At 62.8% G+C, this 25,873-nt stretch carries 24 protein-coding genes; 10 read left to right on the plus strand and 14 right to left on the minus strand.

Annotation, left to right across the window (positions count from 1 at the left end):
• Positions 1–17: 17 nt before the first annotated feature.
• Entirely contained in the window at positions 18–1,025 is a 1,008-nt protein-coding gene (locus BLW50_RS14520; protein ID WP_090703740.1) for a hypothetical protein, read from the minus strand.
• A complete protein-coding gene (gene mdoH / locus BLW50_RS14525; protein ID WP_090703743.1) occupies positions 1,022–2,827 on the minus strand; it encodes a glucans biosynthesis glucosyltransferase MdoH in 1,806 nt (601 codons plus the stop codon). Before mdoH ends, BLW50_RS14520 begins: the two co-directional genes overlap by 4 nt.
• A gap of 118 nt (positions 2,828–2,945) precedes the next feature.
• Between mdoH and BLW50_RS14530 the strand changes: the two genes are divergently transcribed.
• From BLW50_RS14530 to BLW50_RS14545, 4 genes are read left to right on the plus strand one after another with little or no spacing between them, the layout of a single operon-like run.
• Positions 2,946–3,932, plus strand: a complete 987-nt coding sequence (locus BLW50_RS14530) for a zinc-dependent alcohol dehydrogenase (protein ID WP_090703745.1) — start codon at positions 2,946–2,948, stop codon at positions 3,930–3,932.
• A gap of 51 nt (positions 3,933–3,983) precedes the next feature.
• Entirely contained in the window at positions 3,984–4,382 is a 399-nt protein-coding gene (locus BLW50_RS14535) for a 6-pyruvoyl trahydropterin synthase family protein (protein ID WP_090703748.1), read from the plus strand.
• Between the two features lie 6 nt (positions 4,383–4,388).
• A complete protein-coding gene (locus BLW50_RS14540; protein ID WP_090703751.1) occupies positions 4,389–5,447 on the plus strand; it encodes a glycosyltransferase family 4 protein in 1,059 nt (352 codons plus the stop codon).
• Positions 5,444–6,283, plus strand: a complete 840-nt coding sequence (locus BLW50_RS14545) for a class I SAM-dependent methyltransferase (RefSeq protein ID WP_090703754.1) — start codon at positions 5,444–5,446, stop codon at positions 6,281–6,283. Before BLW50_RS14540 ends, BLW50_RS14545 begins: the two co-directional genes overlap by 4 nt.
• Positions 6,284–6,287: 4 nt before the next feature.
• On the opposite strand, the gene BLW50_RS14550 is transcribed toward BLW50_RS14545, so the two are convergent.
• Both BLW50_RS14550 and BLW50_RS14555 read right to left on the minus strand, forming a co-directional pair.
• Positions 6,288–7,370 (minus strand): quinone-dependent dihydroorotate dehydrogenase, encoded by a 1,083-nt coding sequence (locus tag BLW50_RS14550; RefSeq protein WP_090703757.1) that lies wholly within the window; start codon positions 7,368–7,370, stop codon positions 6,288–6,290.
• Entirely contained in the window at positions 7,370–7,714 is a 345-nt protein-coding gene (locus BLW50_RS14555; RefSeq protein ID WP_090703761.1) for a DUF952 domain-containing protein, read from the minus strand. The genes BLW50_RS14550 and BLW50_RS14555 overlap by 1 nt, the downstream gene beginning before the upstream one ends.
• Before the next feature lie 124 nt (positions 7,715–7,838).
• On the opposite strand from BLW50_RS14555, the gene BLW50_RS14560 reads away from it, so the two are divergent.
• Positions 7,839–8,468 carry a S24 family peptidase gene (locus tag BLW50_RS14560; protein ID WP_090709131.1) on the plus strand — a complete coding sequence of 210 codons (630 nt, stop codon included), beginning with the start codon at positions 7,839–7,841 and terminating at the stop codon, positions 8,466–8,468.
• 3 nt (positions 8,469–8,471) lie between these two features.
• Here the strand turns inward: BLW50_RS14560 and BLW50_RS14565 are convergent, their stop codons facing one another.
• Positions 8,472–9,242: a TSUP family transporter gene (locus BLW50_RS14565; RefSeq protein ID WP_090703764.1), complete on the minus strand. Its 771-nt coding sequence runs from the start codon at positions 9,240–9,242 to the stop codon at positions 8,472–8,474.
• A gap of 50 nt (positions 9,243–9,292) precedes the next feature.
• A complete protein-coding gene (locus BLW50_RS14570) occupies positions 9,293–10,996 on the minus strand; it encodes a lysine--tRNA ligase (protein ID WP_090703768.1) in 1,704 nt (567 codons plus the stop codon).
• A gap of 193 nt (positions 10,997–11,189) precedes the next feature.
• Between BLW50_RS14570 and BLW50_RS14575 the strand changes: the two genes are divergently transcribed.
• Positions 11,190–12,077: a transporter substrate-binding domain-containing protein gene (locus BLW50_RS14575; protein ID WP_244544246.1), complete on the plus strand. Its 888-nt coding sequence runs from the start codon at positions 11,190–11,192 to the stop codon at positions 12,075–12,077.
• Between the two features lie 415 nt (positions 12,078–12,492).
• Here BLW50_RS14575 and BLW50_RS14580 read toward each other — a convergent pair whose 3' ends face one another.
• The 5 genes from BLW50_RS14580 to BLW50_RS14595 all read right to left on the minus strand — a co-directional run bounded on the left by BLW50_RS14580 (position 12,493) and on the right by BLW50_RS14595 (position 17,632).
• The gene (locus BLW50_RS14580) at positions 12,493–13,092 is read right to left on the minus strand and encodes an SCO family protein (RefSeq protein ID WP_090703772.1); all 600 of its coding nucleotides are present in this window, start codon (positions 13,090–13,092) and stop codon (positions 12,493–12,495) included.
• A 28-nt stretch (positions 13,093–13,120) separates the two neighbouring features.
• Positions 13,121–13,291 carry a hypothetical protein gene (locus tag BLW50_RS30715; RefSeq protein WP_170850161.1) on the minus strand — a complete coding sequence of 57 codons (171 nt, stop codon included), beginning with the start codon at positions 13,289–13,291 and terminating at the stop codon, positions 13,121–13,123.
• Between the two features lie 195 nt (positions 13,292–13,486).
• Positions 13,487–14,659 carry an acetylornithine deacetylase gene (gene argE, locus BLW50_RS14585; RefSeq protein WP_090703776.1) on the minus strand — a complete coding sequence of 391 codons (1,173 nt, stop codon included), beginning with the start codon at positions 14,657–14,659 and terminating at the stop codon, positions 13,487–13,489.
• A 135-nt stretch (positions 14,660–14,794) separates the two neighbouring features.
• Positions 14,795–15,199, minus strand: coding sequence for a Co2+/Mg2+ efflux protein ApaG (gene apaG, locus BLW50_RS14590; protein WP_090703780.1), 405 nt, complete (start codon positions 15,197–15,199; stop codon positions 14,795–14,797).
• Positions 15,200–15,292: 93 nt separating this feature from the next.
• On the minus strand, positions 15,293–17,632 hold the full coding sequence (locus BLW50_RS14595) for a spermidine synthase (RefSeq protein ID WP_090703784.1): 2,340 nt from the start codon (positions 17,630–17,632) through the stop codon (positions 15,293–15,295).
• A 152-nt stretch (positions 17,633–17,784) separates the two neighbouring features.
• Here BLW50_RS14595 and BLW50_RS14600 point away from each other — a divergent pair, with 152 nt between their 5' ends.
• Entirely contained in the window at positions 17,785–18,795 is a 1,011-nt protein-coding gene (locus BLW50_RS14600) for a tripartite tricarboxylate transporter substrate binding protein (RefSeq protein WP_090703787.1), read from the plus strand.
• A gap of 14 nt (positions 18,796–18,809) precedes the next feature.
• Here the strand turns inward: BLW50_RS14600 and BLW50_RS14605 are convergent, their stop codons facing one another.
• Positions 18,810–19,784 (minus strand): L-threonylcarbamoyladenylate synthase, encoded by a 975-nt coding sequence (locus BLW50_RS14605; protein ID WP_090703789.1) that lies wholly within the window; start codon positions 19,782–19,784, stop codon positions 18,810–18,812.
• A 134-nt stretch (positions 19,785–19,918) separates the two neighbouring features.
• Between BLW50_RS14605 and BLW50_RS14610 the strand changes: the two genes are divergently transcribed.
• The 3 genes from BLW50_RS14610 to BLW50_RS14620 are packed head-to-tail and all read left to right on the plus strand — an operon-like array spanning position 19,919 to position 23,334.
• Positions 19,919–21,691 carry an acyl-CoA dehydrogenase gene (locus BLW50_RS14610; protein WP_090703792.1) on the plus strand — a complete coding sequence of 591 codons (1,773 nt, stop codon included), beginning with the start codon at positions 19,919–19,921 and terminating at the stop codon, positions 21,689–21,691.
• Complete coding sequence (locus BLW50_RS14615; RefSeq protein WP_090703796.1) at positions 21,688–22,437, plus strand: enoyl-CoA hydratase-related protein; 750 nt, start codon at positions 21,688–21,690, stop codon at positions 22,435–22,437. Before BLW50_RS14610 ends, BLW50_RS14615 begins: the two co-directional genes overlap by 4 nt.
• Before the next feature lie 21 nt (positions 22,438–22,458).
• Complete coding sequence (locus BLW50_RS14620; RefSeq protein WP_090703799.1) at positions 22,459–23,334, plus strand: SDR family oxidoreductase; 876 nt, start codon at positions 22,459–22,461, stop codon at positions 23,332–23,334.
• A 3-nt stretch (positions 23,335–23,337) separates the two neighbouring features.
• Here the strand turns inward: BLW50_RS14620 and BLW50_RS31255 are convergent, their stop codons facing one another.
• Both BLW50_RS31255 and BLW50_RS14630 read right to left on the minus strand, forming a co-directional pair.
• Complete coding sequence (locus BLW50_RS31255) at positions 23,338–24,258, minus strand: DUF937 domain-containing protein (protein ID WP_170850162.1); 921 nt, start codon at positions 24,256–24,258, stop codon at positions 23,338–23,340.
• 49 nt (positions 24,259–24,307) lie between these two features.
• Complete coding sequence (locus tag BLW50_RS14630; protein WP_090709136.1) at positions 24,308–25,666, minus strand: MATE family efflux transporter; 1,359 nt, start codon at positions 25,664–25,666, stop codon at positions 24,308–24,310.
• Positions 25,667–25,873: the final 207 nt, after the last annotated feature.

Raw genomic sequence — 25,873 nt, forward strand, 5'->3', positions numbered from 1 at the left:
CGGGGTTGACGCCGCCGTCACTTGTTAGCCGTACCGAAGAAGTGCTGGAACACCATGTCCGGGGCGGACAGATTGTGGCGCGACGGCACCGTGCGGCCGGCCCAGAATTCCTGCGCCTTGGCGCCCTTGAAATCCATGATCGGGCCTTCGCCCCAAGCCGGCGCGCCAGCGGAACGCCACTGCACGCGCGCCACGTCGGAATTGGTCTCGGTGATATACATCGAACGCAGGGAGGCGAACGGCAGGCCCTCGGGCATGGCGCGATCAAGGCTGACATCGATCGCCAGATGATCCTGATCGATGGTCGAGAGTTTCAGTTTCGCCGAACCACCACGCATGAAGTTCAGGTTGAACGTCATGGTGGCCGGATCGAACGCCATGTCCTTCAGCGCCACGATCGGCCGCTCCTGCACTTCGACAGGACCGACGAGGAAGGATGAGCCATAGGCCGTCCAGCGCATGTCGCCGAAGGGCAGCGGCCGGGCGCGCCAATAGCCATCGGGTGGATAGACCACCAGCACTTCCTCGGCCCGTTCGCGATGCAGCTTCCAAAGCTGGATCAGATGAAACTTCTCGCTGCGGCCTTCAACCGTGAGCGGCACGCTGTTGGGCCGCCAGAACGTCGGGAAGATATAGCCCGTCAGCCAATAGTCCGGCGTTTCCCAGATGGTGATGCGCTTAGGCTTGTCGGCGCCGCTGGTGAAGGCGCTGTCAGCCGACATGTCGCAGCTGGTGAAATCCGGCGCCCAGCGGTCGGTAACGATCGTGCCGATGTAGGCTGGATGTTGCGCCTGAATGCGGAACGAACGCACCTCCGGCGAGGCGAAATCAACGCGGATATTGTCCTTCTCGGCGCACAGCACCGGCTCGCTCAGATTGCGAATGTCGACCGTCAGATCCTGCGGCTTCGCCTCGGTCTTCTCTTGCGGTTTCTCTTGCGGCTTCACGGCCGGCGCTTGCGCCAAGGCGGAAACAGCGAGAACCGAGCTGGCAAGAGCGGCATAGAACAAGCGAAGCGTCTTCATGGAACCTCATCGGGAGCAAGCGCCGCGGGCGGCGCCGAGGGATTTGATCTTATACGCAAGAGAATCGAAGGCGGCGCAATCTCTTCCGGAATGGCGCACAGCCCCCTTCGCTCAAGCCATTGGCCAAACCCGGGAGCCGTCGTCAGAACGGCGAAGGGAATGGCGACAAAGTAGCCGAGCGTCAATGGCAGGGATGGCCAGATCAAGGCCGGCGCCAGGTGGCTGGCCACCAGTAGAAGCACGATCCCGAATACCGTCTGCCCCCAGAGGCCGCGCGCCGCCGTTGCCCATGACAAGGCATGGGCGTCGCGCGCCTGGCCGTTCCACACAATGGTGCGACCAAACGCCAACCCCAGCATGAACAGGCCGGTGCGGAAGGTGGTCGCGGCCCCGAGCAGAAAGGAGAAGACGATCTCGATGATGGCACCCGCGGCAAAGCGGCCGCCGCCGCCATAGCGGGCGACACCGCCCTTGGTCAGCGCGATATCGGCGAAGCCGGCCAGTTTGGGGGTAAGAAACATCAGCAGGAACACGATATAGAAAGCCAACGCCGACAGCCCCGGGAAGGTTGCGAGACTTTCGCCATCGAGCGGCTTCAAGGCGGCCAAGGCAATGATCGCCGTCCAAGCTGGAATGCCGACGAACATCATGATCGCCCAGATCAGCTGAAACCGACTCATCGGCTGGAGTCCTGGCAGGCCAAGGAGGCGAAAATATTGCATATTGCCCTGGCACCAGCGCAAATCCCGCCGGGTGAATTCGAAGACCGTCGGCGGGTTGTCCTCCCAGCTTTCGCCTTCCTGCGGCAATACGCGCACCTCAAAGCTGGCGCGACGCATCAAGACCGCCTCGACCTGATCGTGCGACAGAATTTGTCCACCCAACGGCGGACCGCCCGGCAGAACCGGCAAATCGCAATGATCGCGAAACGGCGCGATGCGCACCAAAGCGTTATGACCCCAGAACGGACCGCAATCGCCACTCCACCACGCGCTCCCCATCGTATAGGGCCGCATGCCATGACGCATGCCAAACTGGAAGATGCGGGCGAAGGCCGATGAGGTCGGCGCGCCGACCACGAGGCTTTGCAGAATGCCGAGTTTCGGCCACGCTTCGCCAATGCGCACGAGGCGCACAATCATCTCGCCCGACATCAACGAATCTGCATCGAGCGGCAGCATGAATTCGAACGCTTCGCCCCAACGCTCGCAGAAGTCTCTTACATTGCCAGCCTTGAAGCCGGCATTGTCGTCGCGGCGGCGGTAGTGCAGATCCTCCGTGCCAAGACCGCCCTCAGCCTGCCATACGGCGAAGGCTTGTTCTTCGGCAGCGGCGACATCAAGGTCGTCGCTGTCGCTCAGGACGAAGTAAGCAAACTGCCGGCCAAAGCCCGTCGCCTCGACGCTCTCGCGGATGGCACGCAGTCGGGCGAAGGCGCGCGTGGGATCCTCGTTGCGAATGGTCATGAGAATGGCGGTACGGCCGGCAATCGGCACGAACCTGTCGCCGGCCTGGGCGAAAGGCGCAACCGCGCCCATTGGATCGTGAGAGCGATGCAGCAACCAAACGCCGAGCAAGGCGTTCCACACACCGAGCACGCTCCAGGGCGCTGCTATGGCGAAGCAGACGAAGATCAGGACATCAATCACGCTCCAGCCGCCGGCACCCAGAATCTGCGCCAGCCAGAGCAGCAGGACGCCGTAGGTCAGGATGTTGAGGCAGGCGACGATGATCCGTCGCCGCATCAGCAGCGGGCGGGACTGCAAACCTGCCGGTGTCATTTCAGGCATTGCGGCAGGCATGAAAACAGGCTCTTGATCATGAGGGCGACGGCAAGCTGGGACGTCATGCCAGATAGACTGTTGGACAGTGCTTGATCCAAGGTTGGGTACAAGGCGAGGGAGCTTATTAGGAGCGGCAATGGCGGTCGATAGCAAAAGTGGAGCAGCGCTGGCGCTCTGGCATGTTTCGCCCGGCGTGGCGCAGTTGCGTGACGCGGCCGTGACGCCGCCCGGCCCCGGTGAGGCGCTGGTCAAAACCCTGTGGAGCGCCATCAGCCGTGGCACCGAACGCCTGGTGAGCCAGGGGCGCGTGCCGGCTTCCGAATATGAGCGCATGCGCGCGCCATTGCAGGAGGGCGCTTTCCCCTTCCCAGTCAAATATGGTTATTGCGCCGTCGGCCAGGTCGAAGCAGGTCCGGCTGAGTGGATCGGCCGCACGGTCTTCGCGCTGCATCCGCATCAGTCGCGCTTCGTCGCGCCGCTCGGCTTCCTGGCGCCCCTGCCCGAGGGTCTCGATCCCCGCCGCGCCACGCTGGCGGCCAATATGGAAACGGCGCTCAACGCGCTGTGGGATTCAGGCGCTGGCCCCGGCGATCGCATCGCCGTGGTCGGCGGTGGTCTCGTCGGGCTGCTGCTGAGTTCTCTGTGCGCGCAATTGCCCGGCGCCGAGGTGCATCTGATCGATATTGACGAGAAGCGCCGCCCACTGGCGACCGCGCTCGGCGCGCAATTTTCGCGACCGGACGACGTGCAGAGCGCGGATTGCGATGTGGTGTTTCACACCAGCGCCAGCGCGGCGGGCCTTGAAACAGCGATCGAACTGGCCGGACAGGAAGCGCGCATCGTGGAGCTGAGCTGGTATGGCACCGGCACGGTCGCCGCGCCCCTTGGCGGTGGCTTTCACAGCAAGCGCTTGCAACTCATCTCGTCTCAAGTCGGCCACGTCTCACCGTCGCGACGCCCGCGCTGGACCCATGGCCGTCGTCTTGCGAAAGCGCTCGCGCTTCTCAACGATGCGCGTCTTGACCAGCTGATCACCCATGAATTCACCTTCGTCGATCTGCCGCGTCGGCTACCGGCTTTTCTCAACAGCTCCGATGGCATCGCCGCCGTCGTCCAATATTGACACTCTTTGTTTAACGCGTCTTTGCGTCGCAAAACGCTATGGGAGACCGCCATGTATGCCATCGAAGTGCGCGACCACATCATGATCGCGCATTCCTTCAAGGGAGACCTGTTTGGACCAGCGCAGAAGCTGCACGGCGCTACCTTTGTGGTCGACGTTGCCTTCTTCCGCGAAAGCCTGACGGCGGACGGTGTCGTCGTCGATATCGGCCGGGCGCATGAAGCGCTGAAAGCAACGCTCGCGCCGTTGAATTATAACAATCTCGACACGCTGTCGCAGTTCGCCGGCCAGCAGACGACAACGGAATTTCTGTCGAAGCATATTTTCGACGCTATGGCGGCCGCGGCGCGCACGGGCGCGCTTGGCCCCGGCGGCGAGGGCATCGCGCGCATCCGCGTCACCCTACATGAATCGCATGTGGCACGCGCCTGGTTCGAAGGACCGGTCTGACACGCAATGAAACCGCTTTCGGTCATCTTCGCAGTTCCGGGCGACATCCGCACTCTGACAGGCGGCACGATTTTCGATCGCCGTGTGCTGGAGCTTTTGCCATCGCTCGGCATCGATGTGACCTTGTGCGCCCTGCCCGCGTCGTTTCCCTATCCATCCGCCGCCGATCTGGCGCAGACGCAAACCTTGTTGGCGCGCGCCGATCCTGACGCCATCCTGCTCGTCGATGGTCTCGCCTGGGGCGCACTGCCGCCCGACATGGCAGCAGGCTTCGGGCCCCGTATCGTGGCGCTGTGCCATCACCCCCTCGGGCTGGAAGCCGGCCTGAGCGCCGAACAGAGCCGGCATTTCATCGCCAACGAGAAGCGGACCCTGGCGGCCGCCGCTCATGTCATCGTCACCAGCGCGTCGACGGCTCGAACTTTGCGCGATGATTTCTCCGTCACGGCCGAGCGCATCACCATTGCCGAGCCCGGCGTCGATCCAGCGCCGCGCGCGCAAGGCTCCGGCGGCGCGCCGCACTTGCTGGCCATCGGCTCAATCATTCCCCGCAAGGGCTATGACGTTCTCGTCACCGCGCTGGCCGGCTTGAAAGACTGCGACTGGCGCCTTTCCATCGTCGGCTCGCCCGACCGCGCGTCGGCAACGGCACAAGCCTTGTCGGCACAGATCGCCTCGACCGGGCTTGGCGAGCGGATCACGCTGGCTGGCGAGCTCGCCAACGGCGCGCTTGAGGCCTGCTATCACCAGGCTGATATTTTCGTCATGGCGTCACATTATGAAGGCTATGGCATGGCGCTCGCCGAAGCCATGGCGCACGGCCTGCCGATCGTCACCACGACTGGCGGGGCTGTCGCCATGACGGTGCCTGATGGCGCGGGATTGAAAGTTCCGCCGGGCGACGCCGAAGCATTGGCCGAAGCGCTGCGGATGGTTATTCTGGACCGCAAGCGCCGCGGAGACATCGCCGAGGCTTCCTGGCAGGCCGGGCAAAAATTGCCGCGTTGGGAAGAGACCGCTGGGATCATTGCAGCCGCGCTGCGGAGGGTTGACGACGTAAGATGAGTGGATTTTCGACCGAATGGCTGGCGCTGCGCGAACCTATCGATCATCGCTCGATCAACCCCGAACTGCGTGCCGAACTGCTGACCTGGGTCGGCCAGCGCGCGCATATCCGCATTGCCGATCTCGGCTGCGGCTCAGGCTCAAACCTGCGCGGCCTGTCGCCGCTGCTGCCGAAATCGCAGCACTGGCGCCTGCTGGACCACGATGAGGCGCTGCTCGATCACGCCAATCTGGCGATCACCGCCTGGGCCGATGAATTCGCCGGCGACGACGATCGCCTCAGCGTGCGCACGAACAACAAGAAGCTGACGCTCGATTTCGTCCAGGTCGATCTCGCCGACGATCCTGCCGCCGCCTTTGGCGAACCCCTCGATCTCGTCACCGCGTCGGCTTTTTTCGATCTCGTCTCGGAAGCGTGGATCGAGAATTTCTGCAAGGAATTGGCGGCGCGCAAACTGCCGCTCTATGCTGTACTCACCTATGACGGCACCGAAACATGGTCGCCAACCCATGAGGCGGACGCGCACATGCTCGCGGCCTTTCATGCCCATCAGGCGCGCGACAAAGGCTTCGGCCCGGCTGCTGGTCCGCAGGCGGCAACGGCCCTGCGCAGTGCGCTCGAACGCCACGGCTATCAAGTGTCGAGCGGCGATAGCGCCTGGCGGCTTGGCGCAGCTGAACGCGCTTTGATCGGCGAACTCGCCGTAGGCAGCGCGGCGGCGGTGCGCGAGACCGGGCACGTCGCGCCCGATCGGATTGAAGCCTGGCTCGCCGCGCGTCGTGGGGCTTCAGCCTGCCAGATCGGTCATATCGACCTGTTCGCCCGACCCGCCTGACGGGTTAAAGCGCCTTCGTGCTCCACTCGGTCGCCTTGCGGCCGACAACAGCGGCGAGGCTGGTCAGCCGCTCCGCCGCCAGCCGATCGAGAATGCCGCGTTTAATCTCCTCGACGAGCGGCAAGCCGGCATAGACCAGCGATGAATAGACCTGCAGCAAGGTGGCCCCTGCTTCGATCTTGGCGAAGGCGGAGGTGGCATCGGTGATGCCACCAGCGCCTACGACCGGAAAAGCGCCTTCGACACGCAGAAACACCTGCGCCTGAACTTTTGTCGACAGTTCGAACAAGGGCCGACCGGACAGGCCGCCCGCTTCACTCTTCTGCGCGCTCGCCAAAGTTAGCGGTCGCGTGATCGTCGTATTGCCAATGATCATGCCATCGACGGCACGGGCACGCGCGACGCGCACGATGTCGTCGAGATCGCCTTCGGTGAGATCGGGCGCGATCTTCAGGAGCACCGGCCTGCGGCCAAACCGTTGCGCATTGCGATCACGCGCATCGAGAACACGCGCCAGCAAATCGTCGAGTACGCCAGCTTGCTGCAGATCACGCAAACCCGGCGTATTCGGCGAGGAAATGTTGACGGTGAAATAGCTCGCCACATCGGCGAAGGCATTGATGCCCGTCACATAGTCTTCGACGCGATCGCTGGCGTCCTTGTTGGCGCCGACATTGATGCCGACGATGCCTGGCCGCCCGGCCCGCGCGGTGAGACGGCGATGTACCGCCTCATGTCCCTCACTGTTGAAGCCGAAGCGGTTGATGACGCCTTCGTCCTCGGTCAGGCGGAACAAACGCGGGCGCGGATTACCTGGCTGCGGGCGCGGTGTGATCGTGCCGGCCTCAGTGAAGCCGAAGCCGGCGCGCAGCAGCGCATCGGGCACATCGCCGCCCTTGTCGAAGCCAGCGGCCATGCCGATCGGATTGGGAAAGGACAGACCGAAGGCCTCGACCTTCAGCCGAAGATCATCCTTGGCGGCCGCCGGCAGCGGTAAAGTGCGCAAGGCCGCGATGGTCAGGCCATGGGCCTTTTCCGGATCGAGTTGAAACAGGACAGGACGGGCCAGCGCCCAGAGGAAATTCATCACGGCAGCAGACCTGCAAAATCATGAGCGCCAGTCGCATCGAGCGGAAGGGCCTTGGCCCAGATCACTTCGGACACAGCGAAAGGGCGATAAAGATGCGGAAACAATTGTCCACCGCGCGACGGTTCCCACTTCAATTCCACGCCCAAGGCGTCGGCATCAAGCGCCGCCAGCACCAGGCCGGATTGGCCGGCAAAGTGTTTCGCCGCCGTCTCCAGCGCCTGATCAGCGGTGGAGAAATGGATGAATCCATCGGCCAGATCGACTGGCGCACCGGCGAAAAAACCGCATTCCCGCGCCCTATCCCACTGTTCTTGCGTAGAAATTTTGTAAATCAGCTGCACATCTCGCTCCAGATTTTGGCCGACCCTAAGGGGCGGCGGGGAACCGTGCAATCGATCTGGAAAAAGCTATATTCTGCTGAGAGGAATATTGTCACAGGGCCGCTGCCCGGTCGCGAGGCGCATCTTGCTGACCCACCAACAGATCTGGAGCGCCATCGACGCGCTGGCCGAACGGGAGGGGATCACCGCCTCGGCTCTCGCGCGCAAATCTGGGCTCGATCCGACCACGTTCAACAAATCGAAACGCGCCACCACTGACGGCCGCTTGCGTTGGCCCTCGACGGAATCAGTGGCCAAATGCCTGGCCGCGACCGACACCACCATCGAAGACTTCGTCGAACTGATGGTGCCCGAGAACGAGAGGCCAAGACGATCGATCCCGCTCATCGATCTGGCGCGGGCCAGCCATAAAGATGCGTTCGACGATGACGGCCTACCAGCTGGCGAGGGCTGGCACGAGAGCGACCTTCCCGCCATCGCCGACGGCGAGACCTATGCGCTCGATGTTTCCAGCGACGATCTGCTGCCGCTCTATCGTTCTGGCGATCGGCTGATCATCTCGGCCGCGGCCATCCCGCGCAGCGGCGACAGGGTGGTCCTGAAGACACGACAAGGCGTGCTGCATATCGGCGCGCTCAAACACGTCAGCGACACGTCGCTCGAACTGAAGGCGCCGCAAACCAGCGCTCCCGATCAGGTGATCGAGATGGATGACATCGCCTGGATGTCGCGGATCATCTGGGTGAGCCAGTAAGCGTTACAGAATAACCGACGCGCCGCTCGGAAAGACCAATAGCCACAGGCCACGACCTGTATAGGCCGCGCTGAGCGCCAAGATGAGCCATTGCGTCCATTTGCGGAAATTGGCGTCGGTCATGCGGTTGAGCACGCCGGTGGCCGCCGAACCGCCAGCGAAGGTCAAGAGCACATAGATGCCGAACAGCCAGATCGGCACATGTTCGCTCGCTTCCAGCGCCAGCGCGCCAAAATAAAGAAAACGCATGGCCTGCGAAAACAATTGCGTCACCGCCTTGGTGGCGACGATGACATGACGGCTGAGCTTGCTCGCCTGGAAGAACATGTCCAGCACATTGCCCGCGCCACCGATGCTGATCTGCAGCACGATGACGATGAAGCCGCAGAAAGACGCCATGCCGCGCTTGGTGATATCGGGGGCCATGTGTTTCGGCAGGAGGCTGCCGATCAACGGCGTCAGACCAAGGCCGAGATAGATCACCGGCTTCGGGGGCACGAAAGCGATGAAGAGCATCAGGACATAGCCGAGGATCGAACCGGCGACAAAACGCCAGGTCAACGACCAATCGATATGGTGACGCCACAGCACGCCGCGCCACAGGCCCGACATGAACATCAGCGCCGAGAACAGGGTCATGGCGGCGCTGACGGGGAGATAATACAGCAAGACGGCCAGAATGATCTGGCCGCCAACCATGCCGAAGATGCCCGACGTGAACGCGCCGACGAATGTCACGGCGCCGATCGCCAGACCGGCGAACAGGCTTATCACCCGGCGTTTCCTCTTTCTTTCAACGGGCGATCATTGCCGAGGCTAACGCCTCACGCCGCCCGGTTTTGCAAAAACTCTTCATGCTCGCGCACCAAAGCGCCCGACAGCGCCTTGGCGATCAGCGCCCGTGTCTCGGGAATGCCGTAGAGCGCGACGAAGGAACCGAAGCGCGGACCACGGCTTTCGCCCAGCAGAACCTGATAGAGCATGTTGAACCAGTCGTTCGACACGCCCGGCCGCTCTGCCGTAGCGCCCTTCGCCTTCATGTCCTGGAAGCGGGGGATCGGCCGCGCCACGTCGTAGAGAATGGTCTGGATATCCTCGGCGCTGGCATCCGGCGGCAGTTTCGCCAGCTCAGCATCAAGGCTTTCCAAGGCGCCACGCTCGACATCATCAGGCACGCGATACGACTTGGCCGGCCGAACGAAATCGCGGAAGTAAGACACCGCATATCCTACAAGCAGGTCGAGGCGCGGATGGGTCTCGCGCGAAACGCCCGGCGCATAGCGGCGCAGGAAGCCCCACAGCACTTGGGGATCCTCGCTGTTGGCGACCGCCGCCAGATTGAGCAGCATGACGAAGGAAATCACCGTGCCGCCAGCCTGGCCCGGCTGTTGCAGCACTTCCGGCGCCGGGGGCTGGCCGGCATGGATATGCCACACCGGATTGCCGAGGCGGTTCTTCCAATCCTGCCGCTCATAGCCGTTGAGGAATTGCAGATATTCGTCGACGGCGCGCGGAATGGCATCGAAATAGAGCCGCTTCGCTTCGCGCGGCTTTTGAAACATGAACAACGACAGAGATTCAGGGCTCGCATAGGTGAGCCACTGCTCAATCGTCAGGCCATTGCCCTTCGACTTGGAAATCTTCTGGCCCTTTTCGTCGAGGAAGAGTTCGTAGTTGAAGCCTTCCGGCGGCGTGCCGCCGAGCACGCGCACAATATTGCCGGAGAGCTTGACCGAATCGATCAGATCCTTGCCAGCCATTTCGTAGTCGACGCCCAGCGCCGCCCAACGCAGCGCCCAATCCGCCTTCCACTGACACTTGACCGCGCCGCCCGTCACCGTGGTCTCGATCTTCTGGCCCGTGCCTGGATCGACATAGACGATCGTGCCCTTCGACGCATCGCGCTCGATCATCGGCACCTGCAAGACGATGCCTGTGCGCGGACAGATGGGCAGGAACGGCGAATAGGTGGCGCGACGATCCGGCCCCAGGGTCGGCAGGATGATGTCCATCACCTTGTCGTAGACTTCGAGCATGCGCAGCAGCATCTCGTCGAAGCGGCCCGATGTGTAGTAATCGGTCGACGAGGCGAACTCGTAGTCGAAGCCGAACCGGTCGAGGAAGGCGCGCAGACGCGCATTGTTGGCAGCGCCAAACGACGGATATTCGTTGGAGAAGGGATCGGGCACCCGCGTCAGCGGCTTGCCGAGATATTGCGCCATCATCTCGCGATTGGGCACGTTATCTGGCACCTTGCGCAGGCCGTCCATGTCGTCGGAGAAGGCCAGCAGGCGCGTCTCGATCTTGCCTTCTGTCAGAACCGTGAAGGCATGGCGCACCATGGTGGTGCGCGCGACTTCGCCGAACGTGCCGATGTGAGGCAGGCCCGAGGGGCCGTAACCGGTTTCAAACAAAACCGATTTCTGCCCCGTGCGCTCGATGCGCTGGATGATCTTACGGGCCTCTTCAAAGGGCCAGGCGGCGGAAACACGCGCCGCATCGGCGAGCGTAAGGAGATCGGCGGTCATCAAATGTCCCGGGGGTGAGGCGCCGACATCCATAGGACGCGGCGCGAATTTCGATCGCACCCTAAACACTTTCTGCCGCAGTGAAAACCCGTTTCGGACCATTGATTGGGCCTAAGCCTTGCGTCCGCCACAACATCATGCGACCAGCGGACGCGGGCGCCCTGTTCCAGCGCCGACAATGGCGGATCGACAGATGCGGCGAGCCAGATGGCATAGAACGACATTCAAGCGGACCCTGCTCCAGGCCGTGGCGGCCAGTCTGGCTTGGATCGCCTGCCTGATGCCCCTCCCGACCTTCGCCCAGGCGCAGAGCGGCGCCACGAACGTGCCCTTGTTCTGGGATCCGCAACGGCGCCTCGAGCGGCCAGATACAACCGCGCTGCGCAGCCTGCGGATCATCACCGACGACGAATATCCGCCCTTCGGCTTCACCACGACCGAGGGCCTGCTAGCTGGCTTCAATGTCGATCTGGCCCGGGCGATCTGCGACGAACTCAAGGTGAGCTGCACGATCCAGGCGCGACGGTTCGACACGATTTTCGACGCGCTGGATAAGAACGAGGCCGATGCCGCCATCGCCTCGGTCGCCATCACGCCGTCAACACTGGCGCGGGCGGACTTCACCCAGCCCTATTACCGCACACCGGCGCGCTTCGTGACGCGCAGCGGCACAGCGCTCGATGATCCGCGCCCCGAGACCATGGCCGGCAAGGTGATCGGCGTGCAGGCACGCACCGCCCATGAAGCCTATCTGCAAAAATTCTTCGGCGTGGCGGAGATCAAATCCTATGACTCGGCCTTGGCGCTGCGCTCGGCGCTGAAGCGCGATGAAGTGCCGGTGATTTTCGGTGACGGCGTGTCGCTAGCGCTCTGGCTCAACGGCAGCGATGCGGCCGGCTGCTGCGCCTTTCGTGGCGGACCGTTTCTGGAAAGCTCGTATTTTGGCGAAGGCGTCGGCATCGCGGTCAAGCGCGACAATGCACCGATGCGCCGCATCTTCGATTTCGCTCTGGCGCGCCTGGCGCAGCGTGGCGTCTATGCCGAGCTCTATCTGAAGTATTTTCCGATCGGCTTTTTCTGAATCGGCGTCATCAAGTCAGTTGAAGAGGCCGAAGCCTGCGTCTCATCTCGGACATTTGCGGAGCAAGAAATCCGGGAGCCAGCGGCGTGCGACGAATGCCAAACATTGCAAGTTAGGGACCTTGCATGGGGTTGTTCCTCAGAATCCCCAGACCCCCTCCCCCCAATGAGCCGTTCTCCCTCTTTGCGCGCCGCAATCAGTCTTCCTTAAAATAGGAAAGCAGGACGGCGGATTTATGTTCGAAAAGTCTGCTGAAACCCCTGGGCGCCTCCCGTCATTGCGAGGAGCATCGCGACGAAGCAATCCAAGGGCGCACGGTAGAATGTTAAGAAGTGCCCCTGGTACAGAGGCCATACGCCTTGACCCCTGGATTGCTTCGCTGCGCTCGCAATGACGGCGCGCCATTCCGTCTCTCTTAGAGATAACGCGCCAGCTCTTTCGCCAACTTTTGCGGCGTCTTCTGCGTGTTGAGCGCGGTAACGAAGCGGCCTTGCTTGTCCATCAGATAGACGATGGCGCTGTGGTCCATCGTATATTCCTTGCCTTCGCCCGGCACGCGGCGCGCGTAGACGCGATAGGTCTTCATGACGCGATCGACTGACTCCCGTGGGCCGGTGCCGGCCTCGATGCGCGGATCGAAATTGGAGAGATAATCTTTCAGCACCTCCGGCGTGTCCCGCTCCGGATCAACCGTGACGAACAGGCCGGCAATCTTCTTGTCCGGCCCAAGCGCCTTCAACGTCTCGGTGAGGTCGAACAGGGTCGTCGGGCAGACATCCGGGCAATGGGTATAGCCGAAGAAGACCAGGAAGGGCTTGCCGAGCATGTCGCGATCGGTGATCGCTTTGCCATCCTTGCCGATGAGTGCAAACGGGCCACCGATCGCCGCCGGCTGTGGCGCGCCGACGCCCCCGCCCGCCTGGCGCAAAGTGATGTAAGCGGTGGCGCCCAACAGACCCACACCGAGAATGAGACAGATGATCGGGACAATCAGGCGACGCTGGGCGCTGTTCATAAAACCTTCCTAACGGGTTCGACGAGACTCAGAAGCAGCTCGCCACCGCAGTCACCAGATCCATGAAAATGGTCGGCCCGAAGTTGATCCACATGGCCATGGCCGCCACGAACATCAGACCGAAGCCAGCCAGCACCAGCCGCACAGCCAGGCGGCTGGAGCGTTCGTCGGTGTGGTCGGTGTCGACGTCGTGGGTCACGCCGGTCTCACTTCAAAGACTGCAATGCCCTTAATATAGGCCTTCCCGGCGGCCGGCGCATCTGTTGAGAGGGGACAGCGGCAATCGGACGCTTTATAGCGTTTCACAGCTCGGCGGAATCGCCGAGCGCCATGAAGACACGTCAAAATAAGAGAATCTAAGCAAAATCACATTTCTAACGAAACGTGATTTGCTCTACGACAATTCGGCGGTCAGCGACCGTAGAAAGGCCAGGCAGGCGGCCAATTCGCTGATGTCGACGAATTCGTCGGGCTGATGCGCCTGATCGATGCTGCCCGGCCCGCAGACGACGGTGGGCACGCCGGCGGTCTGGAAGCGGCCGGCTTCCGTCGCATAGGGCACGGCGATGGTCCGGTTCGATTGGGTCAATTTGAGCGCCAAGGTCTCGGCAACCGAGCCGGATTCGGCCTCCAGGCCCGGCACTTCAACCTCAATCACCGTCTCGATGCGAGCCTGGGGCGCATGGCGGCGCAGACGCGGCAGGACCGTGCTGGCGGCATAGTCCTCCAGGCGCAACAGCGCCCGGTTTTGCGCAATGCCCGGCAGGCCACGAAACTCCCAGTGAAAGGAGCAGCTCTTGGCCAGAATGTTGCGCGCCGTACCGCCGTTGATCACACCGACGCTGAGCGTCGAAAAGGCCGGCTCGAATCGCCCGGAGGGATCGCCCTCGCCCGCCAGTTCGTCGGCGAGCTTATAGAGATCGGCGACGAGCATCGCCGCGCCTTCGATGGCATTGGCGCCGAGATAGGGTTTCGAGGAATGGGCCTCATGGCCATGCACGGTGGTGATGAAGGTGGCGATGCTTTTATGCGCATCGGCAACTTCCATCTGCGTCGGCTCACCGACGATGACCGCGCGCGGTCGGGGTAAGTCCTGGCCGAAACGGGCGATGGTATCGACGGGACCGAGACAGGTGGTCTCCTCGTCATAGCTGAGCAGGATGTGGATCGGCACCTTGAGATTGGCGGCCTGGAAGTCCTCGATCATGGCGAGGCAGCAGGCATCGAAGCCCTTCATGTCGCAGGTGCCCCGGCCAAACAGCCGCTCGCCCTCGCGGCGCACGGTGAAGGGGTCGCTCGTCCAGGTCTGGCCTGTGACCGGCACCACGTCGGTATGGCCCGACAGCACGATGCCGCCATCGCGCATCGGCCCGATGGTGGCGAAGACGGCCGCCTTGTCGCCGGCCTTGTTGGGCACAGTGACATGGGCCACGCCACGGGCGCGCAGATAATCCTCGATGAAGGCGACAATCGGCAGGTTCGACTTCGAACTCTCGGTGTCAAACGCGATCAGCCGCGCCATCAGATCGATGGTGCGGGACAGACGATCGTCAGTAACGGCAGACATGCCAACTCCGTGCGCGCGGCGACTCTAGATTTCGATTCCGATCCAGTCAGAACCGAACTCTAGTTTGCTATTTTGACACATTTTCTTCACGCGAACCGGAGGTCCTCACGACAACCGCACTTCGCTCAAAATGCTCTAATTGAGGACGCGACGCGCATGCGGGCTGTCGAGCGAAAAGGCAGGGATTTCGACCTCGAACTTGCCGCCTTCCTTGCCCTCTTCGAGGTCGACGAAGCTATATGAGCCGACCATGATACCCGAGGGCGTGGTAAGCGGGCAGCCCGAGGTATATTTGAAATGTTCGCCAGGCTGCAGAACCGGCTGCTCGCCGACGACGCCCGGGCCGCGCACGTCCTCGCGCCGGCCATTGGCGTCGGTGATTTGCCAATGCCGGTGCGTCAGCTGCACGGCATGATCGCTCATATTGGTGATTCCGACCGAATAGGCCCAGAAAAAGCGTCCGGCGTCCGGCTGCGACCGATCGGCCAGGAATTCCGGCTCGACGGTCACTTCGATGTTGTGGGTCTTTGATTTGTACATGTCGCCAGTTTGCCCCAAACCCAGTGTCGCCGTCGAGCCCTTCGCATCTGCAAAAAGGGGTAGGCTCGCCTTACACCATCGAAGTTTTTACAATTATTTGAAAATTGCAAGATTGGCGGCCTCGAGGCGCAGTTTGGCCAGCATCGCCGTCAAAATCGTCGCGTGATCGTCTGTCCACAGTGGCGCGTGAGCCGCCGTTTCGATCCGCCACAATCCGCTGCCGTTTTCCAGCAATCCGCGCACCTGGGCGGGATCGCGGACGATCATCGCGACCACGCTGGGCGAACGAAATTCGGACTCATTCGCGCTCACCGCCATGTCGCGCCGGACGTAGGCGTAAAGCCCGAGTTCGGTCGCGATCCGCCCGATGATGTCGGCGAAGTCCATCGTATTGTTGGAAATGTGAACCGCGATCACGCCACGCGGCGCGAGCAGCCGCACATAGAGCTCGAAGGCTTCAAGGGTGAGCAGATGGGTCGGGATCGCATCGGATGAAAACGCATCGACAACGATGATGTCGCTCTTAGTCCGCTGCTGCGCCAAAGTCAGACGCGCGTCGCCCAGGACATATCTTGCTTGTGGCCCGCAATCGGAAAGGAAACGGAAACGACCGGAATCACGCGCCAACCAGACGACAAGCGGATCGATCTCGAAGAAGGTCACCGCCTCGTCTTCGTGAACGTGGCAGGCCAGCGCACCTGTGCCCAGCCCGATAAATGAGGCCTGATTCAACTTGCCATGGCCACTGGTACGACGCGCGACCGCAATAGCTTCGCCAAGCGGGCCATCGAAGGCATAATAGGTCGTCGGTAACGGCTTGCCAGTCACCATCGTGCCATCATCGTTGCGGATGCGGATGGCGCCATGCATGGTCTTGCCATGGGCGAGCGTGCGGAACTTACCATCGCGCGCTTCCTCGACACGATGAACGCCAAAGAAGGAGCGAAAGGATTCGCGGCCCGGCGTGAACGTCTGCAGCAGCAAGATAGCGATCGTCGCGGCGACGCCGAAGATGGCGGTGCGACCGGCGGAACGCCAATTAAGCAGCAACAGCGCGCCGATCGCGCCGGCAAGCAGCTTATAACCGAGATCGACAGGCGCGAGCAGCCCCAGCGCCGCCGCCGCTAGAGCCAAAGCGATCGTGGCCGATGCGACCTTGGCCCAGACCGAGGCGGTGAAAGCCCGAATCTCGGCAATGGCGCCCGGCCGGCAAAACAGCGCCGTCGCCAGCAGCAATGGATATTCGACAAGGCTCGAGAACAACAGCGGTGCAAGAAGACTGACAAAAGCACCGCCAAGGGCGCCGCCCAGCGACATGGCGGCATAAAAGAACGTCAGATGGCGTGCCGGCGGGCGCAACCGATAAAGCGCGGCATGGCAAACCAGCGCGTTGATGACGAACAAGGCCAGATGCGTGACGAGACCGAGCGTCATCCACGCGAAGGAACCGATGCAGATGATCATCAGAATGATCGCCGACAGCCACGGTTGCGCGATTGAAAGTCTGTTCTCGAATTTCGTCTGCGCCTGCGGCGAACGGGCGCGAAAAGCGATGACGAAGGTCAGAAGATACAGGCCGAGCGGCACGACCCACAGCAAAGGCGCGGCGGCCACGTCATTGGAGAGATAGACGGTGACGGAGACCAGCAAGGCCGAGGGCACGAAAGCCAACGCCACCCAGATCATCGCCGCTGCTGGCGCGATGGGCGCAGTGGCTTCGGCTTCGGCTTCGGTTTCGGTTTCGGTTTCGACCTCAATGCGCGATCCAATGGCCGCGGCACCGCCGGAGCGCCAAAACACGCTGAACGCACAGATGACGATCATCGCGACCAACAGCACGAAGCCGATGGCCCAGCCTTGGCTCTGCGCGCGCAAGCCGAACAGGGGCTCGATCACAAAGGGATAGGCGAGCAGAGCTGCAAACGAACCCACATTGGAAGCACTGTAGAGAAAATACGGATCGCGCGCGTGACTGTGGCCAGAGCGGGCGAACCAGGCCTGCAGCAGAGGACCATGGGCCGAGAGCGCGAAGAACGGCACACCAACGGACGCAGCGAACAGACCGATCAGCCACAATGTTGGATCATGATCGGTTGGCGGCGCACCTGCGGCACGCAGAGCCACCGGCAGAAACAGAAAGGCAAGGCACAGCAGGGCGACATGAACGAGCGCCCCCCGGCGCGGGTCCATCCAACGGATCAGGACATGAGCGTAGCAATAGCCGCCGAACATCAGCGCTTGAAAGAAGACCACCGCCACCGACCATACCGAAGGGGAACCGCCCAGCACCGGCAGCGTCATCTTGGCGAACATCGGCTCCAGCGCGAACAGAAGCAGCGCCGATGTGAAGATAACAACGACAAAAAGCGGCAACACGCCCCGGCTGAGGGCGGGCACCGCCTGACGTTGAGGCTGGACGTCGAAGGTGGTCATAGGGCGCCCTTTTTGCCGGCGACGATAGCGGGCCGGCGTTAACGAACCCTGCCCTCAACCGGCCAACCACCGACGACAACAGCGACCTTCGTCCAGTTGGATCAAATCGCAGGCGCGCTAGACTGCCCCACGAGGAAGAGGGGGAAATCGACATGGGCAGGGATTTCAAGATTTCGCGCCGGCGCGCGCTCGCAGGACTTGGTGCAGGCGTTGGCGCCAGCGTGGCCGCCCCGGCCCTCCTGACACAGCCATCCTGGGCGCAATCGCCCTTCGCCGCCGGCAAGACCATCCGCATGGTGGTGCCGTTCACGCCGGGCGGCGCCACCGACGTGATCGCGCGCATCGTCGCCGACAAGCTCGGGCAGATGTGGAACACGTCCATCGTCATCGAGAACAAGGCGGGCGCTGGCGGCAATATCGGCAATGAAATGGTGGCGCGCGCCGAACCCAATGGCGAGACCATGCTGATGAGCACGATCGGCCTGGCGCTCAACGCCTTCCTCTACAAGAAATTGACCTATGATGCGATCAACGACTTCACGCCAGTCTCGCTGATCACGATGATGCCAAACATGCTGATCGCGCCGGTGAACGCGCCGTTCCATTCGGTCGCCGAACTCGTCGCCTATGGCCGCGCCAATCAGGGCAAGTTGTCCTATGCCTCGTCAGGCATCGGCACGTCGATCCATCTGTGTGGCGAGTTGTTCAAAAAGCTCACCGGCATTCAGATGGCTCATGTGCCCTATCGCGGCAGCGCGCCAGCCGTGCAGGACGTGATGGGCGGCCGCTGCGATCTGATGTTCGACAACATCACCTCGTCGCTGCCGCAGGTTCAGGGCAAGACGCTGCAAGGGCTGGCGGTGACGACCGTGAAACGCTCGAGCTTCGTGCCCGATCTGCCGCCGGTGAATGAAACCGTGCCGGGCTTCGACGTGTCGGCCTGGTTCGGCACTCTGGTGCCGGCGAAAACACCGCCGGAGATCGTCGCACGCCTGTCGCGCGACACGCAGCAGGCGTTGACCGATCCGCACGTCAAGGAACGGTTGGCGGCGCTCGCCGCCGAACCGCTGGGCGCCAGCGGCGCTGACTTCGGCAAGCTGATCCGCAGCGAGACCGACAAATGGGGCAAGCTGATCAAGGAGGCGGGTATTAGCGCTGAGTGATCAGCGCTCATTGTTCAGCGTGGTGCGGCGGCGCGCTTCAGACGATCGTTGATCGCCTCGCCAAGTCCTTCGTTGGGGATCGGCGCGACCGCGACCACTTCGACGGCGGCCGCATCAAGCTGATGCAAAGCCGCGAAGAGATTGGCGGCCGCCTCCTGCAGGAAACCATCCGGAGACAGATCGACATGCACGACTCCGCCGGACAATTGACCACCGAAATCGAGCACCGCTTCGCCCGGTTTGACATCGGTGGCGTTGAGCCGCAGGCGGGCGTGCGGTGCGTAGTGCGAGGTCATCATGCCCGGTGCGATCACCTTGTCGTCGGTGGGGTCGGCCAGTTCGGCATCGAGGATGACTTCCAGTTCTTCGCGTTGGGCACCGCCGGGCCGCAACACCACGGGCGCGCCGCCCAGACACGCGATGATCGTCGACTCGACACCGATGCGCGACGATCCGCCATCGATGATGAGATCGACCCCATGCCCAAGATCGGCGGCGACATGATCGGCGGTCGTCGGGCTCAGGCGTCCAGAACTGTTGGCGGAGGGCGCTGCCACCGGCCGGCCGAGCTGTTCGAGAATGGCGAGGGTCGTCGGATTGGCGGGAACGCGCAGGCCGATCGTATCGAGACCGGCGCGCGCCAATTCGCAGATTGGCGAATCAGGGCGGATCGGCACGACGATCGTCATCGGGCCCGGCCAGAAGGCGCGCGCCAAGGTCAGGGCATGCTGGTCGAAGACGCCAAGCCGTTCGGCCGCGACGATGTCGGAGACGTGAGCGATCAGCGGGTTGAAGCTTGGCCGCCCTTTAAGGGCAAAAATCTTCGCCACCGCTTCGCTGGACGTGGCGTCGGCGCCGAGCCCGTAGACCGTTTCCGTGGGCAGAACGACGAGCCCGCCGGAGCGCAGAATCTCGACCGCCCGCTCGACCGCTTCCGGGCCAGCTTTCATACGGTTGGAGGCCACTTGCTGTTCGACTGCTATCGTCATCGTCCGTTCACCCGGATTCGTGTTGCCAAGGGCTATATATGGTTTATATATGAACCAAATTCGCCGCCCGTTGACGGCTTGTCGGCTGCACGGGCTTCTGCGTCAAGAAGGGTGGAATCCACAGGAGCCGCAAAGTGACCTACCGCGTCCCTCTCAATGAAATCCTGTTTTCCATGACCCATGCCGCCGGGATGGACCGGGGCGTCGCCGACGGCATTTACACCGATCTGAGCGACGGCTTCGCCGCCACCATCCTGGAACAGGCCGCCAGTTTCGCCGAAGGCGTTCTGGAGCCGATCAACCGCCAGGGTGATCTCGCCGGGGCGAAATTGGCGGACGGCGTGGTGACAACGGCGCCGGGTTGGAAACAGGCCTATGGCCAGTGGATCGAGGGCGGCTGGGCCGGCGTGACGGCTTCGCAGGAAGCCGGCGGCATGGGCCTGCCGCATCTGCTCGATTCCGCCTGCCTGGAAATGTGGTCCTCGGCCAACATGTCTTTCATGCTCTGCCCGATGCTGAGCTCGGGCGCCATTCTGGCGCTGGAGCGGCACGGCTCGGAAGCGCTGCAAAAAAACTATCTGCCGAAAATCGTTTCCGGCGAATGGTCGGCGACGATGAACCTGACCGAGCCCCAGGCCGGTTCCGATCTCGGCGCCTTGCGCACCCGTGCCGACAGACAGGCTGATGGCACCTATCGCATTTTCGGCCAGAAGATTTTCATCACCTATGGCGAACACGACATGGCCGAGAACATCGTCCATCTCGTGCTGGCCCGCCTGCCCGACGCGCCGGCCGGCACGCGCGGCATTTCGCTGTTCCTGGTGCCTAAATATCTGCCCAACGGGAGTGATCCGCTGGGCACGCATAATGACGTGCGCTGCCACAGTCTCGAACACAAGATGGGCATTCATGCCTCGCCCACCTGTACGATGATCTATGGCGATCAGGGCGGCGCTGTCGGCTATCTCGTTGGCGAAGAGAACCGTGGCCTCGCCTGCATGTTCACGATGATGAACAATGCACGCCTTGGTGTCGGCCTGCAGGGCGTGGCGCTGGCCGAACTCGCCACCCAGAAAGCCATCGAATACGCCAACGAGCGCCGGCAGGGCCGCGCCACGGGCTTCACGGGCCAGGGCATGAGCCCGATCGCGCTGCATCCCGACGTGCGGCGCATGCTGATGACGATGAAGTCCTGCACGGCCGCCGCGCGCGCCATCTGCTACATGACCGCCGAAGCGATCGATCGCTCGCACCGCGCTGGCGACGCGCAAGCGCAAAAACAAGCCAGCGAGCGCGCCAGCCTGCTGACGCCGGTGGCGAAGGCCTTTTCCACCGACATCGGCAATGAAGTGACGTCGCTTGGCGTGCAGGTGCATGGCGGCATGGGCTTCATCGAGGAAACCGGCGCTGCGCAATTCATGCGCGATGCACGCATCGCCGCGATTTACGAAGGCACCAACGGCATCCAGGCCATCGATCTCGTGCAGCGCAAGCTGCCGCTCTCCAACGGCGACACGGTGGCGCGCGAAATCGCCGACATGCGCGCGGTCATAGCTGAAGTGAGCAAGATCAACGATCCGGCTTTCGGCGCCACGGCTGCCCGCCTCGGTGAATGTATCGACGCGTTGGAAAGCGCCACCCGCTATATGCTCGAAGCTCTTACCACCCGCACCGATGATGCGCTGGCCGGCGCCACGCCCTATCTGCGCCTGTTCGGCTTGGCGCGCGGCGGCACGGCGTTGGCCCGCATGGCGCTCGCCGCGCTCAACGCGAACGGCCGCGAAGCCCATATCGATATCGCCCGCTTCTTCGCCGAAAACCTCTGCGTCGGCGCCAAGGGGCTCGAATGGACGGTCACTGGCGGCGCTGCCTCCGTCCACACCGCCGAACGGGCACTGGCATCATGAACGATCATATCACCACCACGTCGGCCGATGGTGTCCTCACCATCACGATGAACCGGCCGGATAAGAAGAACGCGCTTACCGGCGCGATGTATGAGGCGATGATCGCCGCGATCGACGCCGCCGAGGCCGACAGCAAGATTGGCGCCCTGTTGCTGCGTGGCGCAGGCGGCCTGTTCACCGCCGGCAATGACATCGCCGATTTTCTCTCGGCCTCAAGCGGGATCGAGGATTTTCCGGCGCTGCGCTTCATCCGCCGTTTCGCCATTTGCGACAAGCCGATCGTCGCGGCGGTGGACGGCGCGGCGGTGGGCGTCGGCACGACCATCCTGTTTCATTGCGATCTCATCTATGCGGCGCCGGACGCAACCTTCCGCATGCCCTTCGTCGATCTCGGCCTGGTGCCGGAGGCCGCCGCCTCCCTGCTCATTCCGGAGCGCGTTGGCATGGCCAAGGCGAGCGAATGGCTGTTGCTCGGCGAAGGCTTCGACGCCACTGAGGCGTATCGTCTGGGCCTCATCAACGCCATCGTCGATAAGGATCGCCTGCAGGCTCATGCGCTGGACAAGGCGCGCGCACTCGCCGCCAAGCCGCGCACTGCGGTAGCGACGACGCGGCGACTGATGCGCGGCGATCGCGATACCATTCTCGACCGCATGGGCGTCGAGGCACGCGCCTTCGGCGCGGCGCTGAAGTCCGACGAAGCCCGCGCCGCCTTCATGGCCTTCATGGCGAAAGCCAAGAAATAAGCAACTTAACGGAGCAGCACGATGACGACGCCCACAGGCACGCTCGCCGGCAAGACCCTGTTCATCACCGGCGCCTCGCGCGGCATTGGTCTCGCCATCGCGCTACGCGCGGCGCGCGACGGCGCCAATATCGCCATCGCCGCCAAAACCTCCGAACCGCACCCGAAACTGCCGGGCACGATCTATACGGCGGCCGAGGAGATCGAGAAGGCCGGCGGCAAGGCCCTGCCGCTGATGGTCGATGTGCGCGAAGAAGCGCAGGTGCGCGAGGCGGTCGAGAAAACCGCCGCCCATTTCGGTTCGCTCGATATCGTCGTCAACAATGCCAGCGCCATCTCGCTCACAGATTCCCAGGCAACCGACATGCGCCGCTACGATCTGATGCATCAGATCAATACGCGCGGCACGTTCATGGTGTCGAAATTCGCCGTGCCATTCCTTGCCCAGGCGGCGAACCCGCACATTCTGACCTTGTCGCCGCCGCTCGACATGAAGGAAAAATGGTTCGCGCCGCACACCGCCTATACGATGGCGAAATTCGGCATGAGCATGGTGGTGTTGGGATTGGCCGGTGAACTGCGCCGCAAGGGCATCGCCGTCAACGCCCTGTGGCCACGCACGACCATCGCCACATCGGCGATCAAGAATCTACTCGGTGGCGACGCGTTGATGCAGGCATCGCGCACGCCCGAAATTCTCGCCGATGCCGCGCATATGATTTTCTGCACGCCAGCGAAGACGCTCACCGGACAGTTCATCATCGACGACACCTTCCTCTACGAGAATGGTGTGCGCGATTTCGACCAGTATCGGGTCAATCCGGCCCAGGCGCTGGCGCAGGACTTCTTCGTACCGGCGGATAGCGTTCCGCCGGTGAGCCTGGCCGCGCTAAAGTAAAACCTATCGCGGCTTATTGCCGAACAGCTGGCCGAGAATATCGTTGAGGCCGGTCTGCTGTTGCGGCGCCTGCTGGGTGCCGTGACCGAGCATCTTGCCCAGCATGTCGATGCCGGCCTGGATCGTTTTCGGATCGAGCCCGCCGGGGAAAGCCGCCGGATTTGCGCCCGGCGAAGGCGCTTGTGGCCTTGCGCCGCCAGCTTGCGGCGCACCCGAGGGCTGACCGACTTTGTCGAGGATGTCGCCACCACCAGGAGCACTCGCCTGCGGCTGCTGGCCGAACGTGCCCTGCAGGATCTGGCCGAGGATGCCGCCAAGGCCACCGCCGAGCCCGCCGCCAAGACCACCCGGAAGACCGCTGGCATTGCCACCAGGCATTCCACCGGGGAGACCGCCAGGCAGCCCGCCGGGCAATCCACCCTTGTTGCCGCCCTGCGGCGCGGTTTGTGCGCCCGGCTGGCCGAAAGCGCCGCCAAGCTGTTCGAGAATACCGCCGAGACCCTGGTTGTTCATCGACTTGGTCAGGCCGCCCATGACGATGGCGATGATCGCCGGCATCAGCTTCTGCATGATGTCCTGGCTCACATTGGCGCTTTGCGCGGCATAGGCCGCGAGCTGTTTGGAGCCGTCGCGATCGCCGAACATTTGTCCCAGCATGTCGCGGCCGAATTGACGGGCGTCGCCCGATTGCGCTGCGGCCGGATTGGCGAAGGCAGCCATGCCATGGCCGCTCGTCATCGCGGCGAAGAGTTCGGCCATGCCTTGGGGGTCTTGGGCCTTGGCCTGCAAGCGTTCCGACATGGCTGGCAAAATCGCGCCGACGGCCGCCTGCGCCTGCTCATCGGAAAGACCGTACATGCGCGCCAGCGTCTTGACGCCATCACCACCCTGCGAAGCCTGCACGATTTCGAAGAGATTAAACATGCTCGTTCCTTCCCTTAACGCCACGCCAAACACCACACTATCAACTCTTCTATCCCAATTCGTGCACCCGGGCGAGACGGCGCGTGACATAGAAAGCGACAAAGATCGCGATCAGGCTGAACAGGCCGGCACCCGCCACCATGCCCATCATGGCGCCTTCCGGCCCCCAGAGCTTGGCGCCGAGAGTGACGAAGGGAATCGTCCCCAGGGTCGCGCGGCCCCAATTGAAGGCCATCGACAACATCGGGTAACCAAGATTGTTAAAAGCCGCGTTGGCGACAAACATGCAGCCGAGGAACACCCAGGCGACCGCGCCGAAACGGCAATAGAACATGATCAGTTCTGCTGTCGTGGACGTGGCATCAAACAATTTGACGATCAGCGGTGCTCCCAGTGCCAGGAGGAACCAGACGGCGAGACTGTAGCCGCTCGACAGGGTGAAACAATCAAGCAGGGTGCGTCTGATCCGGTCATACAGGCGCGCGCCATAGTTTTGCCCGATGATCGGCCCGACAGCGCCCGAGAGCGCAAACAGCGGGCCGAAGGCCACGCCGATGATGCGATCGACGATCGTATAAGCGGCAACGACATCCTGGCCAAAGGTGGCGAACACGCTCAGCGCATAGGACGTCGAGACGGGCGCAGCCAACGTCGTCAGGATCGCGGGAACGGCGATCCGCAACAGGATTTTAAGATCGGGCAGCAAGGCCTGGCGCTGCGGCCGACCAACCATGCGATGCACGTGCATGCAGCCCCAAGCGCCAACGGCGAGGAAGCACAAACGCGACAGAACGGTGACGATGGCAGCGCCATTGACCCCAAGTCCCAAGGCGAAAATGAAGATCGGATCGAGAACCGCGGTGGCGATGCCGCCGCCAAGCGTCACATACATGGCGCGACGCGCATCGCCGCGCGCGCGCAGCAAGGCCGAAAAGGCCATGCCAACCGCCATCAGCGGCAGTGACGGCAAGGAGATCAACAAAAAAGTCGACGAGACTTCGAGGACGTGATCCCTGGCGCCGAGAAGATGCAGCAAGTCGCGACGGAACGGCATCAGCGCCAGCGTCAAGATAGTCGAGATCACGGCCACATGGATCATCGACGAAGCGGCGAGACGGGCCGCACGCGGCTTGTCGCGGGAGCCGATCGCTTGCGCCACCAGGGCGCCGACCGCGATCGAAAAGCCGATGCTGATCGAAATCAGGAAGAATGAAACCTGCGTCGCATAGCCGACCGCCGCCGTCAGCGCATGATCACCGAGCCAGGACACGTAGAGAAGCGACAGCAGATCGACGAGAAAGATCGCCATCAGGCCGATCGCGCCCGTCGACGCCATGACGATCACATGGCGCATGATCGAGCCCTGCGTGAAGGCGGCGCGACTGCCGAGAGAGGGAACGGGGGACATCTGGAATCGATCCGAAAAAGGGGCTGAACTCGAACCGAGGGCCGGCATCACGAAATCATGCGCCGGCTGGTCAGTTTCTGGCAGGAAACCAACCACTCATAGCATTTGATCGCGAAATTGCGAGAAGCCCGGCTCTCTTGTCCGCCAATCATGGCATTTGAGCGACGGGTGGGCCGGAAATCCCCCCGAACGCGACGCGCTGCCCCG

Origin of the sequence: Beijerinckia sp. 28-YEA-48, assembly GCF_900104955.1 — a bacterium.
Lineage (GTDB): Bacteria > Pseudomonadota > Alphaproteobacteria > Rhizobiales > Beijerinckiaceae > Terripilifer.